General features: G+C 72.0%; 11 protein-coding genes. 8 read left to right on the top strand and 3 right to left on the bottom strand.

Translation table 11 applies throughout. The features are described from left to right. The first annotated feature begins 5 nt into the window (after nucleotides 1–5). Nucleotides 6–545: an RES family NAD+ phosphorylase gene (locus LZP97_RS15990; protein WP_326491661.1), complete on the top strand. Its 540-nt coding sequence runs from the start codon at nucleotides 6–8 to the stop codon at nucleotides 543–545. A gap of 328 nt (nucleotides 546–873) precedes the next feature. Here LZP97_RS15990 and LZP97_RS15985 read toward each other — a convergent pair whose 3' ends face one another. Together LZP97_RS15985 and LZP97_RS15980 are read right to left on the bottom strand one after the other, a co-directional pair. After that, on the bottom strand, nucleotides 874–3,909 hold the full coding sequence (locus tag LZP97_RS15985) for an NAD-glutamate dehydrogenase domain-containing protein (protein ID WP_234574809.1): 3,036 nt from the start codon (nucleotides 3,907–3,909) through the stop codon (nucleotides 874–876). 122 nt (nucleotides 3,910–4,031) lie between these two features. Further along, nucleotides 4,032–4,991 (bottom strand): intradiol ring-cleavage dioxygenase, encoded by a 960-nt coding sequence (locus LZP97_RS15980; RefSeq protein ID WP_234574807.1) that lies wholly within the window; start codon nucleotides 4,989–4,991, stop codon nucleotides 4,032–4,034. Between the two features lie 211 nt (nucleotides 4,992–5,202). Between LZP97_RS15980 and LZP97_RS15975 the strand changes: the two genes are divergently transcribed. Next, nucleotides 5,203–5,400 carry a DUF4177 domain-containing protein gene (locus tag LZP97_RS15975; RefSeq protein WP_006935226.1) on the top strand — a complete coding sequence of 66 codons (198 nt, stop codon included), beginning with the start codon at nucleotides 5,203–5,205 and terminating at the stop codon, nucleotides 5,398–5,400. A 10-nt stretch (nucleotides 5,401–5,410) separates the two neighbouring features. Here the strand turns inward: LZP97_RS15975 and LZP97_RS15970 are convergent, their stop codons facing one another. Then, on the bottom strand, nucleotides 5,411–6,016 hold the full coding sequence (locus LZP97_RS15970) for a TetR/AcrR family transcriptional regulator (protein WP_234574805.1): 606 nt from the start codon (nucleotides 6,014–6,016) through the stop codon (nucleotides 5,411–5,413). Between the two features lie 189 nt (nucleotides 6,017–6,205). On the opposite strand from LZP97_RS15970, the gene LZP97_RS15965 reads away from it, so the two are divergent. From LZP97_RS15965 to LZP97_RS15940, 6 genes are read left to right on the top strand one after another with little or no spacing between them, the layout of a single operon-like run. Beyond that, nucleotides 6,206–7,570, top strand: a complete 1,365-nt coding sequence (locus LZP97_RS15965; protein ID WP_017679903.1) for a flavin-containing monooxygenase — start codon at nucleotides 6,206–6,208, stop codon at nucleotides 7,568–7,570. Further along, on the top strand, nucleotides 7,567–8,490 hold the full coding sequence (locus LZP97_RS15960; protein WP_064065702.1) for an alpha/beta hydrolase: 924 nt from the start codon (nucleotides 7,567–7,569) through the stop codon (nucleotides 8,488–8,490). Before LZP97_RS15965 ends, LZP97_RS15960 begins: the two co-directional genes overlap by 4 nt. Nucleotides 8,491–8,494: 4 nt before the next feature. Beyond that, nucleotides 8,495–10,093, top strand: a complete 1,599-nt coding sequence (gene fadD1, locus LZP97_RS15955; RefSeq protein ID WP_064065703.1) for a fatty-acid--CoA ligase FadD1 — start codon at nucleotides 8,495–8,497, stop codon at nucleotides 10,091–10,093. A gap of 59 nt (nucleotides 10,094–10,152) precedes the next feature. Next, entirely contained in the window at nucleotides 10,153–11,586 is a 1,434-nt protein-coding gene (locus tag LZP97_RS15950; protein WP_267966406.1) for an aldehyde dehydrogenase family protein, read from the top strand. A 46-nt stretch (nucleotides 11,587–11,632) separates the two neighbouring features. Further along, a complete protein-coding gene (locus tag LZP97_RS15945) occupies nucleotides 11,633–12,748 on the top strand; it encodes an NDMA-dependent alcohol dehydrogenase (RefSeq protein WP_010596031.1) in 1,116 nt (371 codons plus the stop codon). Nucleotides 12,749–12,767: 19 nt separating this feature from the next. Then, a complete protein-coding gene (locus LZP97_RS15940; RefSeq protein WP_203011097.1) occupies nucleotides 12,768–13,817 on the top strand; it encodes a TIGR03617 family F420-dependent LLM class oxidoreductase in 1,050 nt (349 codons plus the stop codon). Nucleotides 13,818–13,891: the final 74 nt, after the last annotated feature.

The following is a 13,891-nucleotide window of genomic DNA, read 5'->3' as shown; positions in this document are numbered from 1 at the left end:
GGCCGTTGCACCGACTGGACCCGCATCTGCCGGCCCCCGACGGTGCGCCGCGGACGTGTCCGGACGGGCGGTCGGTGCTGTACGTCGCCGGCAACTTGGCCACGGCGCTCGGCGAGGTCTTCGGGGATTTCCCTGCGGCGGCGGTGTGCCCGCGCTACCGGGTGGCGCTGCTGCGACCGACCGCCCCGGTCACCGTGCTCGACCTGCGCGGGCAGGGCGCGGCGATGCGCATCGGTGCGCTGCCGTCGCTGGCCACCGGCGACTATCCGCGCCCGCGCACCCAGCAGTGGGCGCGGGCGATCTACGAGGATCAGCCCGTGGCTCGACGGCGTATCCACGGTGTCTACTATGACGCCGCGCATTCCAACGGTCCTGCGTTGGCGTTGTGGAACACCGAGGACCGGCTCGAGGTACCGGCCGACTCGCGCGGCGCGGTACAGGACTTCGCGCTGGCGGAGCCGCGGATGTGGCCGCGCGTGGTCGATGCTGCGGTGAGTCTGGGCATGCGCGCCGACCTGGTCGCCCACTGCCCCACCTGCTCGTAGTGGGGACCATCCAGGAGAGGCTGTGGCAGAAGGAGTTTCATCCTCCTGCGTGTACGGCCTGCCCGCCGCGCGGGTGTTCTCGACCCGCTGTACGCTCCGAATGGCCCTCTCCTCCCTGCCCCACCTGAGTGGGGTCGCGGATTCTGTCCGTAGGGGATGAGGCGAGGCGATGCGACGAACCGCGGCGCGGCTTGCGGTGGCGTATCGGGCCCCGGGACACCGACCGCGCGGCACATCCCGGTGCCGGGGCCGGGTCCCGGGAACGCAACGCATCATCCACGACATGCGTCATGCCGCACGCAAGAGCCGATCCATAAGAGACACCCGCTCAGCGGTCGAGCAGGCGCAGCTCCCCGGCGATCACGGCCAGCCGGGCGGTGTCCACCGCGTCCTCACCGCGGAGCCGGTCGAGGAGCCGCACGAGCCGGTGCGCGCGATCGGGCAGGTCCGCGGCACGGCCGTCGAGCGCGGTGACGACGAGCGCGTCGAGCCGGTCGGCGATCTCGTCGCGCAGAGCCGCCGCACCCATGGCCTCCCAGTACGGGCCGCGCACCCGGGTCACGAAACCGTCCAGGAGCCGGCGAATGTGGAGGAGGTCGGCCAGTTCGTCGCGGGCCGCGGCGACACGGGCGGGGTCGATGCCCAGGCGCAGCGCCACCGCGGCGTTCGCGAAGGCGCCGCGGCAGTCCTCGGCCGAGGGCCGGTCGCCCAGGGCGGCGGCGACGGGCGCGGCGAAGACCGCGACGAGAGCCTCCGGTGTGTCCGCGTCGGTGCACGCACCCGCGAGCACGTCGCGGAGCGTCCGGCGGGCGGTGTGGCGCAGCAACCACGCCATCTCGGCCTCGACGACGCGCGCGAGCGCGCTCAGTTCCGCCACCGTGGTGCGCGCGTCGGCGCCCGCCGCGAGGATCCGGGCCCGGATGTCCTCGGTGTGCAGCACCCGGCTGACCACCACGTAGGCGAGCGCCGAGTCCTCGGTGGCGGCGCCGAACCGTTCCTCGAACCGGTACAGGGCGCCGGGGCCGAGCCGGTTGACGAGTTCGTCCGCGAGCGACGCGACGACGATCTCCCGGCGCAGGGGATGCTCGGCCACGCCGCTCGCGGCGCGGGCCCGGATCTCGGCGGGGAAGTAGCTCTCGGCCCACGGGGCGCAGGCCGGGGAGTCCGGCAGCGACGACGCGGCCAGCTCGCTCGCGACGACGTTCTTCGACTGCGCCAGGAGCACCGCCAGCTCCGGGCGCAGCAGGCCCGTGCCCGCTCGCCGCCGCTCCCGGATCTCGTCCGTGGTGGGCAGGCTGTCGTCGCTGCGGGGGATCCGGCCGGCCCGCGCCAGGTCCTCGATCAGGCGTTCGTGCTGGGTGAGCAGCGCCGGGGCGTCGTGCTCGCCGGCTCCCAGGGCGAGCACCTGATCGCGGGAGGCCGTGAGCACCGCCGCGGCCACGTCGTCGGTCACCGCGGCGAGCAGGGTCTCCCGCCGCCCGGGCGCCAGCGTCCCGGCCGCCACCGCGCGGTCGACCGCGATCTTGATGTTGACCTCCCGGTCCGAGGTGGCGACGCCGGCGGCGTTGTCGACGAAATCGCCGTCGCAGCGGCCGCCGCAGCGCGCGTACTCGATGCGGGCGGCGCGGGTGAAGCCCAGGTTGCCGCCCTCCCCGACGACGCGGGCCCGTACCTCGCGGGCGTCGACCCGGACCCGGTCGTTGGCGGGATCGGCGGCGTCGCCGTGTGTTTCGCCGGAGGCCTTCACGTACGTGCCGACACCGCCGTTCCACAGCAGGTCCACAGGCGCGCGCAGGACGGCCTTGATCAGCTCGTCGGGTGTCAGCGTCTCGGCGTCGATCCCGAGGGCCGCGCGGGCAGGGGCGGACAGCGGCACGGACTTGGCGGTGCGCGGCCACACGCCGCCGCCCGCGGAGATCACCGCGGGGTCGTAGTCGGCCCAGGACGAGCGCGGCAGCGCGAACAGCCGCGCACGCTCGCGGTGGGCGGCGGCGGGGTCCGGGTCGGGGTCGAGGAAGATGTGCCGGTGGTCGAACGCGGCGACGAGGCGGATGCGGTCGCTGAGCAGCATGCCGTTGCCGAAGACGTCACCCGACATGTCGCCGATGCCCGCGACGGTGAAGGTCTGCGTGTCGACGTCGTGTCCGAGCTCGGCGAAGCGGTGCCGCACGGCCACCCACGCGCCGCGGGCGGTGATGCCCATCGCCTTGTGGTCGTAGCCGGCCGACCCGCCCGAGGCGAAGGCGTCGCCGAGCCAGTAACCGTATTCGGCGGCCACGGCATTGGCGGTGTCGGACATGCGGGCGGTGCCCTTGTCGGCGGCGACCACCAGGTAGGCGTCCGCGCCGTCGTAGGCGACGGTGTCGGGCGGGGTGACGGGCGAGCCGTCGACGATGTTGTCGACGACGTCGAGCAGGCCGCGCACGAACGTGGTGTAGGCGGTGGTGAGGTCCGCGCCGGAGCCGGGCCGGAGCACGAACGCGCCCTTCGCGCCGCCGGGGACGATGGGCGCGTTCTTGACGGCCTGGGTCGCCATCAGCCCGAGGACCTCGGTGCGGTAGTCCTCCGGGCGTTCGGAGAATCGCAGTCCGCCGCGCGCGACGAGCTCGGCCCGCACATGCACACCCTCGACGTCACGGGAGTGGACGTAGATCTCCCGCACCGGCACGATCGCTGCGCCGACGCTCAGCGCGGACGGATCGAGCTTGAACGACGCGTACGATCTGCTGCCCCCACGCTGGAACCAGTTGGTGCGCAGCGTCGCGTCGACGAACGAGCGCAGCCCCCGCAGGGTCCGGTCCAGATCGAACGTCGCGGCGCGATCGATGTGGCCGGCCACCGCCGCGCCCGCGGCGGCCACGGCGCCGTCCCGGTCGGGCAGCCCGGGCCGGAACCGGGCGTCGAACAGCGCGGCGAGGTCCGCCGCGAAGCGGGGGGTGGCGGTCAGGCAGCCGAGCATGTACGCCGGCGACAGGCCGATCCCGGCCTGGGCCAGGAACCGGACGGCCGCCCGCACGAGATCGACCCACCTCCACGAGATTCCCTCCTGCAGAACGAGAATAGAGAAGTCGTCGATCTCGGTGCGGCCCTCGGTGCCCGCGACGAACGCGTCCGCGATCAGCTCGAGCACCCCGGGATCCGGAGCGACGGTTGCGGCCGGTGCGATCGTGAAGTGGTGCGTCCCCGGCTCGTCCAGCGGCCGGTGATCGCTGACGTGGAGGCCGAAGCGCCGCAGGACGTCGACGACGTCGGTGAGGGTGAACCGGTGGTCCGGCCAGGTCGCGACACAGCCGAGCGGAGTGCCGTCGGCAGGATCGAGGAAACGCAGGGTCGTCGTGTGCTGGGACAGGGAGGGGGCGCTCACGGGGGGTCCTTTCCGGGGCGGCGGCGATGGGGCGAGTCTGCCGCCGTCGCACCCCCACAGGGCAGGGCCGAAATGGAGCGGACGAAGCGTAAGGGCACGCCGAATCGGCGCGGGCGGTCCCGTCACTGCCCGGCCGGCGGACCTGCCGGGCGGCCCCCTGCCGGGCCACCACCCATCCCGCCCTGCGGCGGCATGTCGGACTGGACGTTCGCCGATTTCTCGGCGACACCGATCGTGATGTCGACGGCGTAGCCGGTGTCGATGCTGCCGCTGACGGTCGCGAGTTCGGCGTCCCAGCCGTCGCCGAAGACGTTGTCGGAATCGAGACCGACCTGCGCGAGGTTGCGGGTGCTCTGCGAATAACCTTCGGCCTGCGCGTACACCGTCTCGCACACGTCCTGGGGGAGGGCGATCTGCGACGTCAGCCGGGCGTTGTCACCGGCGACGGCGACCTCGAGGGAGTCGTAGACCTCGAAGTGGATGTGCGGCCAGCGTCCCGAATAGCAGGCCGGGAAGATCGAGGTGAACGAGACGGTGCCGTCGGCCCCGGCCACCTGCACGCCGCGCAGGTAGTTCTGCTCGGTGACACCCTCGCTGTAGAGCGAGTAGTTGCCGTCGCGGTCGCAGTGCCACAGGTAGACCGCCATGCCCGCACCGGCGGCGCAGTCGGCCGCCAGATCCTGCAGGTGCAGCGTGACGGTCGTCGGCACGCCCTCGGCGGTGCCGGTGTAGCTGCCGAAGCTGGTGGTGAGGTCGCGCCGCACGATTCCCGACTCGATCAGGACGTTGGGCCCGTTCGATCCGTCGCCGGGATACGGTCCGGCGGTCTCCTGCGGTGCGGCCGCCACGCACTCGCCCGTGGCCGACGCGGTCGTGCTCGACGCCGTGGTGGCGGAGGCGGCCGCCGAGGTGGACGTCGACCCACCCGTCGAGCACGCGGCGAGGGCGGCGGTGCCGGCCGCGCCGAAGACGGCCAGCATCCGCCGGCGCGACAGCATCGTCCTCATGTCGTGGGCCAGGCCCAGGTCGTGCTCGTGGAGGTCGGGGTCGGTGGGAACGCGACGCGCCCGGCGTGAACTCATTGCGGTGTCCTCTCGGCTCGGTTCGGTGAGGTTCACGCTACGAAGCGATGCTGGGGAAACCGTGGACGGACGCTGGGAACCTGCTGGCAGCCGGGTTCGGGCGGATTCGTCCTTCGGTCGTCGAGCGCGGCTCGCGCCGGGGTGGGCGCGGGTAGGATGCGAAAGGTCGGCGCCCCTGCCGATTCCCGATCGCCACGACATGAGGGATGCGATGTACTCGTACAAGGTCGTCGAGGTCCGCGAGAAGATGCTCGGCGGGAAGATGTCCGGTGACAAGCTCGAGGATCTGCTCAACGAGCATGCCCGGCAGGGGTGGCGCCTGAAGGCCATCACGTCCGCCGAGATCAAGGGCCGCGTCGGCCCGGGCGGGGTCGAGGGATTGCTCGTCACCTTCGAACGCGAGGGCTGACGGGCGCCGATCAGCGCGGCGCGGCGGGCGACAGGCCGGCGAGCACGTAGCGCCGCACGTAGCGCAGCACGGCGTCGTCGTCGTCGGGGTCGAGGGTGTTGCCGGGCACCGTCGCGAGGCTGATGAGCGAGCGCGCCACCCACTCGGCGGCCTCGACGGGCTCGGCGTCGTCGCGGACCTCCCCGCGTTCGATCGCCGCGACCACGAACTCTAGCCAGAACGCCGCGAGGTCGGGAACGAGTTCGCGGACCCCCGCGCCGGCGCACGCCGCGAACTCCTCGGGCTCGGCGGCGCGCAGCCGGAGCGGCAGCGCCCCCGGATCGTCGTAGGTGGCCCGGCCGATCCGGACGCCGGCCGCGAGTTGCTCGACGAAGGTGCCGTACCCGGCGAGGGCCGTCCTGGCTGCGGTCCAGTACGCGTCGTCGAGCCGGACGATCACGCTGCCGACCAGGCTCGCCTTGTCCGGGAAGTGCCGGTACAGCCAGGCCCGGGACACCTCGGCCACCTCGGCCACCTCCGCCATCGTCGTCGCCCGGATTCCCTTGGCGCGCAGGACTTCTTCGGTCGCGGCGAGCAGCCGCTCGCGGACGCTTCCGGGTGTCGTCTCGGTGGGCACGCGCTGTTCCTCTCGGCTCGCGGACCGCCGGCCCGCGAGCCGACCCTACGCGCAGTAGACACTTTCCGAAAAGTGTCTACACCCGCGGTGAACATGTTCTACATTGGGGTCGTCGTCACCGGACGCGTTCGCGCCGGCGATCGGACCGGCTCACCGGGGGGCCGGAACCTGCACACGAGGAGCTGCGACATGCCGGCACCGACCACCGCCGTCATCGGCGCGGGAATCAGCGGTCTGACCGCAGGAAAGATGCTCGGCGACTACGGCGTGCCCTACACGTGCTTCGAGTCGTCGGACCGGATCGGCGGCAACTGGGCGTTCGGCAACCCCAACGGTCACAGCAGCGCCTACCGCTCCCTGCACATCGACACATCGAAGCACCAGCTGTCGTTCAAGGACTTCCCGATGCCGGAGTCCTTCCCCGACTTCCCGCACCACACCCAGATCAAGCAGTACCTCGACGGATACGCCGCGGCGTTCGACCTCGAGTCCCGGATCGAGTTCCGCAACGGCGTCGTGCACGCCCGCCGGGGCGACGACGGCCGGTGGGAACTCGACACCGAGGACGGGCGCACCCGGTACTTCGACTACCTCGTCGTGGCGAACGGGCACCACTGGGACCCGCGGATCCCGGACTTCCCGGGAGAGTTCACCGGCACGTCGCTGCACTCCCACCACTACATCGATCCGCGCACGCCGATCGACTTCTCCGACAAGCGCATCCTCGTCGTCGGGATCGGCAACAGCGCCGCCGACATCGCGGTGGAGCTGTCGTCGAAGGCACTCGGCAACGAGGTCACCCTCTCCACCCGTTCGAGCGCGTGGATCGTGCCGAAGTACATCGCCGGGCGGCCCGCCGACAAGTACTACCGGACCAGTCCGCACCTGCCGCTGTCGTGGCAGCGCAAACTCGCCCAGCTCGGCCAGCCACTCCTCGCCGGCCGGCCCGAGCGGTACGGACTGCCCACGCCCAACCACAAGTTCTTCGAAGCGCACCCCACCCAGTCGGTGGAACTGCCGCTGCGTCTCGGCTCCGGCGACGTCGTCGCCAAACCCGACATCCGGTTGCTCGACGGCGCGACGGTGCACTTCGCCGACGGCACCTCCTCGGACTTCGACGTCGTCGTCTACGCCACCGGGTACAACATCACCTTCCCGTTCTTCGACGAAGACTTCATCGCCGCACCCGGCAACCACATCCGGCTCTACAAGCGGATTTTCGCGCCCGGCATCGACAACCTCGCGTTCGTCGGCTTCGCGCAGGCCACCCCGACCCTGTTCCCCTTCGTCGAGTGCCAGGCGCGGCTCGTCGCGGCCCACGTGATCGGCCGGTACCGGCCGCCGCCGCCCGACGAGATGGAACGAGTGATCGACGCCGATCAGCGCAAGTACACCGGGCACATGCTCGACCGGCCCCGGCACACCCAGCAGGTCGACTACTTCCTCTACGAGCACGACCTGCGGGTGCACGAGCTGCCCGACGGACTGAAACGTGCTGCGGCCCAGAACTCCCCACGCCCGGTGGGCAACGTCCCGGAAGGGGCACGCCGATGACGCCCCGGAACCTGACCTTCCGCTCCGGCGACGCCGACTGCGACGCCTGGCACTTCCCCGGCCGCGGCGACGCGTTCACCGGCGACGACGGACGGCCGGCGGTGGTGATGGCGCACGGCCTCGGCGGCACCAAGGATTCCGGACTCCGCGAGTTCGCCGATCGCCTGGCCGACGCCGGCCTCGACGTCGTCGCCTTCGACTACCGCGGGTTCGGCGCCTCCGGCGGCACGCCGCGGCAACGGGTCGACCTGCGCGGCCAGGCCGACGACTACCGGGCAGCCCTCGACGCGGCCGCGGCGCTCGACGGTGTCGACCGGAATCGACTGGTGCTCTGGGGAGTATCGCTCTCCGGTGGGCATGTGCTCACCGTCGGCGCCCACCGCTCCGACGTCGCCGCCGTCGTCGCCGTCACCCCGCTGGTCGACGGACCGGCCGCGGGACGGCTGGCCGGCCGGCACCACTCCGCACGGACGATGATGCGGTCCGCGGCCACCGGCGCTCGCAGCCGGGTCTCGACGCGGACCGGCCGCGGACCCGTCACCATCCCGGTCGTCGGCCGGCCCGGGGAGACCGCGGCACTCACCCTCGACGGCTACTTCGAGGACTACACCGTCCTGGCCGGACCGACGTGGCGCAACGAGATCGACGCCCGCATCGCACTCGAACTCGGCACCTACCGTCCCGGCAAGGACGCCGCCGGGCTGCGCTGCCCGCTGCTCGTCCAGATCGCCGACTTCGACCGCAGTGCGCCGCCGCGCGCCGCCGCGCTCGCCGCCGAGCGGGGCCGCGCCGAGGTCCGCCACTACCCGTGCGACCACTTCGGCGTCTGGCCGGGGCACGAATGGTTCGACGCTGCTGTCGCGCACCAGATCTCGTTCCTGTCCCGGCACCTGACCACCGACCCCACGACGACGAGGTGAGACCGTGGCAGACACCGTCCAGCAGGCACTGCGCGCGCGACTCGGCCAGACCGGCACCGCCGTGGTGTACGGCGACCGCGCCTGGACGTGGCAGGAGCACCTCGGTCGTGCGTCCGCCCAGGCCGCCGCGCTGCTCACCCTCGCGGACCCGAACCGCCCGATGCACGTGGGAACCGTGCTCGGCAACACCCCCGACATGCTCGAGGCCGTCGCCGCGGCCGGACTCGGCGGATACGTCCTGTGCGGCATCAACACCACCCGTCGCGGCGACGGTCTGGCCCGCGACATCTCGCGCGCCGACTGCCAGATCGTCGTCACCGATCGGCAGCACCGGCCGCTGCTCGACGGCCTCGACCTACCCGGGGTGCGGATCCTCGACACGTCGACGCCCGAGTGGGCGGATCTGCTCGCCGGCGCCGGCGAGCTGCGCCCGCACCGCGAGGCCGAGGCGATGGACACGTTCATGATGATCTTCACCTCCGGCACGAGCGGCGACCCGAAACCGGTCCGCGTCGCGCACCTGATGGTGCTGTTCGCCGGCCAGAACCTCATCGGGCGGTTCGGCATCACCGACCGGGATGTGTGCTACCTGTCGATGCCGCTGTTCCACTCCAACGCCGTGCTCGCCGGGTGGAGCGTCGGCGTCGGCAGCGGCGCGGCGATGGCCCCGGCCACGTTCTCGGCGTCCCGGTTCCTCGGCGACGTCCGCCGCTACGGCGCGACGTACATGAACTACGTGGGCAAACCTCTCGCCTACGTGCTCGCCACCCCGGAGCGGCCCGAGGACCGGGACAACCCGCTGCGGGTGGCGTTCGGCAACGAGGCCACGGACCGCGACATCGAGGAGTTCGCGCGTCGGTTCGACTGCACCGTGTGGGACGGCTTCGGATCCACCGAGAACGCCGTCATCGTCACCCGCGAACCGGGCACCCCGCGCGGCTCGATCGGCCGGGGTCTCGAGGGCGTCGCCGTGTACGACTCCGCCACCGTCACCGAATGCCCCGCCGCGGAGTTCGACGACACCGGCGCCCTGCTCAACGCCGACGAGGCGATCGGCGAACTCGTCAACACCCACGGCGCCGGGTTCTTCTCCGGGTACTACAACGACCCGCAGGCCACCGACGAGCGGCTGCGGCACGGCATGTTCTGGTCCGGCGATCTCGCCTACAAGGACGCCGACGGCTGGATCTATCTGGCCGGCCGCACCGCCGACTGGATGCGGGTCGACGGCGAGAACCTGACCGCCGCCCCGATCGAGCGGATCCTGCAGCGGCTCCCGGCGCTGAGCCGCGTCGCCGTCTACGCCGTGCCCGACGCGCACGTGGGCGATCAGGTGATGGCCGCGCTCGTCCTGCGGGACGGCGCCGAGCTGACCCCCGACCGGTTCGAGGAGTTCCTCGCCGCGCAACCCGATCTGTCGCCGAAGGCCTGGCCCCGCCACGTGCGCATCGCCCCCGACCTGCCGGTGACCGCCACCAACAAGATCCTCAAACGCGAACTGGTCCGGCAGGGGCCGACCCCGGGTGACGGGGTGCTGTGGACCCGGCGGGACCGACGTGCCCCCGGCACGGGGGAGGGGTGCGCGTACGTCGCCACCGACTGAGCGGGTAGCGGTCTCGCTCAACGGGACTGCGCCGGGGACCGGCCGGCACCGCCCATAGCATCCGCGCCATGACCGCAACCATCGGCACCGACGTGCACGCGCTGCTCGAGAACCAGCAGAGGGAGTTTCGCGCACGACGGACCAGCTCCGCGGCGCAGCGCCGCGCCCGGATCCAGCGGGTGATCGACATGCTCGTCGCCCGCCGCGGGCGGATCGTCGAGGCGATCGACGCCGACTTCGGTGGCCGCCACCCGGGGTACTCCACCGTCAACGACGTGCTCGGCTCGCTGACCGCGCTGAAGTACTCGCGTGACCACCTCGAGGAGTGGATGCAGCCCGAGCACCGGTCGGTCTTCGCCCCGTACGACCAGCTGGGCGCCACCGCCTCGGTGCAGTACCAGCCGAAGGGGTCGGTGGCGATCATCGGAACCTGGAACGCGCCGGTGTTCACCCTCCTGAGCCCGCTCGCCGGGGTGCTGGCCGCCGGGAACCGGGCTGTGCTCAAGCCGTCCGAACTCGTCCCCCGCACCGCACAGGTGCTGGCCGAGGCGGCCGCCGAGTTCCTCGACCCCGCCGACGTCGCGGTCGTCACCGGCGGTCCCGACGTGGCGCAGGCCCTGACGGCACTGCCGTTCGACCACATCGTGTTCACCGGCGGCCAGGCCGCGGGCCGCTCGGTGCTGGAGAACGCCGCCCGCAACCTGGTGCCCGTCACGCTCGAGCTCGGCGGCAAGTCCCCGACGATCGTCGGGCGTTCGGCCGACCTCGCCGCCGCCGCGTACCGGATCGCGGTCGGCAAGGCCACCAACGCCGGTCAGCTGTGCGTCAACCCGGACACCGTGTACGTCCCGTCGGAGAGCCTCGAGCCGTTTGTCGCCGCGGTCCGCGCGTCGTATCTCGAACTGCTGCCCACCGCCGCCGGCAACGCCGACGCCACGGCCGTCGTCACCGAGCGGCACGCGGCACGCATCGACGGCTACATCCGCGACGCCGAACAGCGGGGGGCACGCATCGAGACCGTGCCGGCGGAACCGATCGACGCGACCGACCGGCGCCGCCCCCTGCGGCTGGTCGTCGACCCGCCGGCGGACGCGGCGATCTCGCAGGAGGAGATCTTCGGACCGGCCATGGTCGTGCGCACCTACGACGACCTCGCGGACGTGATCGCGCAGCTCAACGCCGGGCCGAAACCGCTGGCCCTGTACTACTTCGGGAAGGACGACGACGAGCAGCGCACCGTCGTCGAATCCACCACCTCCGGGGGCGTGACGATCAACGACGTGATGATGCATCCGGGCATGCTCGACGCGCCGTTCGGCGGGATCGGTGCCTCCGGCACGGGGCATTACAACGGCCGCGAGGGCTTCCTCGAATTCAGCCACGCCCGAACGGTGTTCGTCGCCCCCGACCAGGATCCGCGCCGCGAGTGGGGGATGCTGCCGCCGTACGGCGACGGCTACCGCGCCGCGATGGACGCCCAGGTCACCCCCTGACGGTGCACCGAACCCGGCCACCGTCCCACCCATCCGAAGGAACCCGATGAGAACCCGTGGCGCGATCATCCGCCAGGCACCCGGCACGTACGAGATCGCCGACCTCGAACTGGACGAGCCGCGGCGCGGCGAACTGACGGTGCAGATGGTGGCGGCGGGCCTGTGCCACTCCGACGACCACATCGCCACCGGCGACCACGCGGTCGGCAGTTACCCGATCTGCGGCGGCCACGAAGGCGCCGGCGTCGTCGTGCAGGTCGGGCCCGAGACGTCCGGCTGGAGCGAAGGCGACCACGTCGTGTTCTCGTTCCTCGCCGCGTGCGGCCGGTGCCGGTGGTGCGCCAAGGGACTGCAGAACCTGTGCGACCGGGGTGCGGCGATCATGACCGGCAGCCGGCCCGACGACCCGGCGAGTTTCCGGCTCAGTCTCGACGGGGCGCCGGTCGCACAGACCTGCGGCCTGTCCACCTTCAGCGAATACACCACGGTGAGCGTCGATTCGGCGATCAAGGTCGACAAGGACCTGCCGCTGGACAAGCTGTGCCTGCTCGGCTGCGGGGTGGGCACCGGCTGGGGCGCGGCGGTCAACTCCGCCGAGGTGTATCCGGGGCAGACCGTGATCGTGCAGGGCGTCGGCGGCATCGGCATCAACGCCGTCCAGGGCGCCGCCCACGCCGGCGCGGCCCGGATCATCGCCGTCGACCCGGTGCCGTTCAAGCGGGAGAGCGCGCTGCGGTTCGGTGCGACGCACGCCGTCGCCGACATGGCCGAGGCGACGGAGATCGCCCGCTCCTGCACCGACGGTCAGGGCGCCGACGCCGCGATCGTCACCGTGGGCGTGACGACCGGCGAGCACATCGCGCAGGCGTTCGCCGCGATCCGCAAGGCCGGCACGTGCGTGGTCACCGGTCTCGGCGCGATGAGCGACGTGGGAATCCCCGTCAGCCCGATGGAGCTGGTGCTGTACCAGAAGCGGCTGCAGGGTTCGCTGTTCGGCGCCTCGGCCCCGACCGCCGACATCCCGTGGATGATCGAGCTGTACACCTCGGGCAAGCTGAAGCTCGACGAACTGGTCACCGCCACCTACAAGCTCGACGACATCGCGCAGGGCTTCACCGACATGCACGAGGGACGGAACCTGCGCGGGATCGTCGTCTTCTGATCGACACGGAGGTCCCGAGATGGAAGTGGTGGCATCACTGCCGGCGGACACGCCGCTGAGCCGGGTGGCCGAGCGGGTTCGCCGGATCGAGGCCCTCGGATACGACACCGTGCACGTGTCGGAGACGGTGCGCGATCCGTTCGCGGTGTGCGCCCTGGCGCTCGAGCACACCTCGCGGCTGACGGTGCGGACCAGCATGGTCGTGGCGTTCGCCCGCAGCCCGATGGTCACCGCCTACTCCGCCTGGGAGCTGGCCCGCTTCTCCGGGGGCCGCTTCCAGCTCGGGATCGCGACGCAGGTCCGCGGCAACATCGTGGGCCGCTTCTCGATGCCGTGGAGCGATCCCGCCGCGCAGCTGCGTGACTACCTCGACTCCCTGCGGGCGATCTTCGACGCGTTTTCCACCGACAATCCGTTGTCGCACAGCGGAACCCACTACACGTTCGACCGGTTGCAGCCGTACTTCCGGCCCGGCCCGCTCGATGTCGCGGCCCCGCAGTTGTGGACCGGTGGGGTCAACCGCCGCATGTGCGTGCTCGCCGGGGAGCGCTCCGACGGCTTCGTCACCCACCCCACGAATTCGCATCCGCTGTTCCTGCGCGAGCGGGTCCTGCCGGCACTGCGGGAGGGCGCCGCCCGCGCCGGCCGGGGCGACGGCGGTCCCCGCGTCGTGGTGGTCCCCAAACCGATCACCGGACGCGACGACGCCGCCGTCGCCGCCGCCACCGACGCCGCACGCTCGGAGTTCGCGTTCCTGTACTCGACCCCCGCCTACCGGCGCACCCTGGAGATGCACGGTCTCGCCGGTCTCGGCGAGCGGCTCGGTGCGCTCGCCCGGGACCGGCGCTGGGCGGAGATGGCCCCGCTGATGAGCGACGACGTCCTGCACGCCCTCGTGCCGTGCGGCACCTACGCGCAGCTGCCGGAGGTCCTCGGCTCCTGGTACGGCGGGCTGTGCGACGGCCTGGCGATCGACCCGCCGGCGGAACCGTCGGGCGACGACGGTTTCGCGCGCCTGCTCGATCGTCTCCGCGCGTTGCCGGAACGCCGCGCGGCCGAGGATCGGTGAGACGGACGCGGCAACTGCCGACCGGCGCGCCGGTGCCGAAATCGTGTACTTCCGGCAGCGCCGCGATGGACAAT

This window comes from Rhodococcus sp. DMF-1, from assembly GCF_021441945.1.
Lineage (GTDB): Bacteria > Actinomycetota > Actinomycetes > Mycobacteriales > Mycobacteriaceae > Rhodococcus > Rhodococcus ruber.
The sequence above is the reverse complement of the archived record's forward strand: the minus strand, read 5'-3'. Positions and strand labels throughout refer to the sequence as shown.

Coding starts and splice junctions, on each gene's coding strand:
- LZP97_RS15980 (WP_234574807.1), bottom strand. CDS start 4,991: ATGAGTTCACGCCGGGCGCGTCGCGTTCCCACCGACCCCGACCTCCAC.
- LZP97_RS15975 (WP_006935226.1), top strand. CDS start 5,203: ATGTACTCGTACAAGGTCGTCGAGGTCCGCGAGAAGATGCTCGGCGGG.
- LZP97_RS15965 (WP_017679903.1), top strand. CDS start 6,206: ATGCCGGCACCGACCACCGCCGTCATCGGCGCGGGAATCAGCGGTCTG.
- LZP97_RS15960 (WP_064065702.1), top strand. CDS start 7,567: ATGACGCCCCGGAACCTGACCTTCCGCTCCGGCGACGCCGACTGCGAC.
- LZP97_RS15945 (WP_010596031.1), top strand. CDS start 11,633: ATGAGAACCCGTGGCGCGATCATCCGCCAGGCACCCGGCACGTACGAG.
- LZP97_RS15940 (WP_203011097.1), top strand. CDS start 12,768: ATGGAAGTGGTGGCATCACTGCCGGCGGACACGCCGCTGAGCCGGGTG.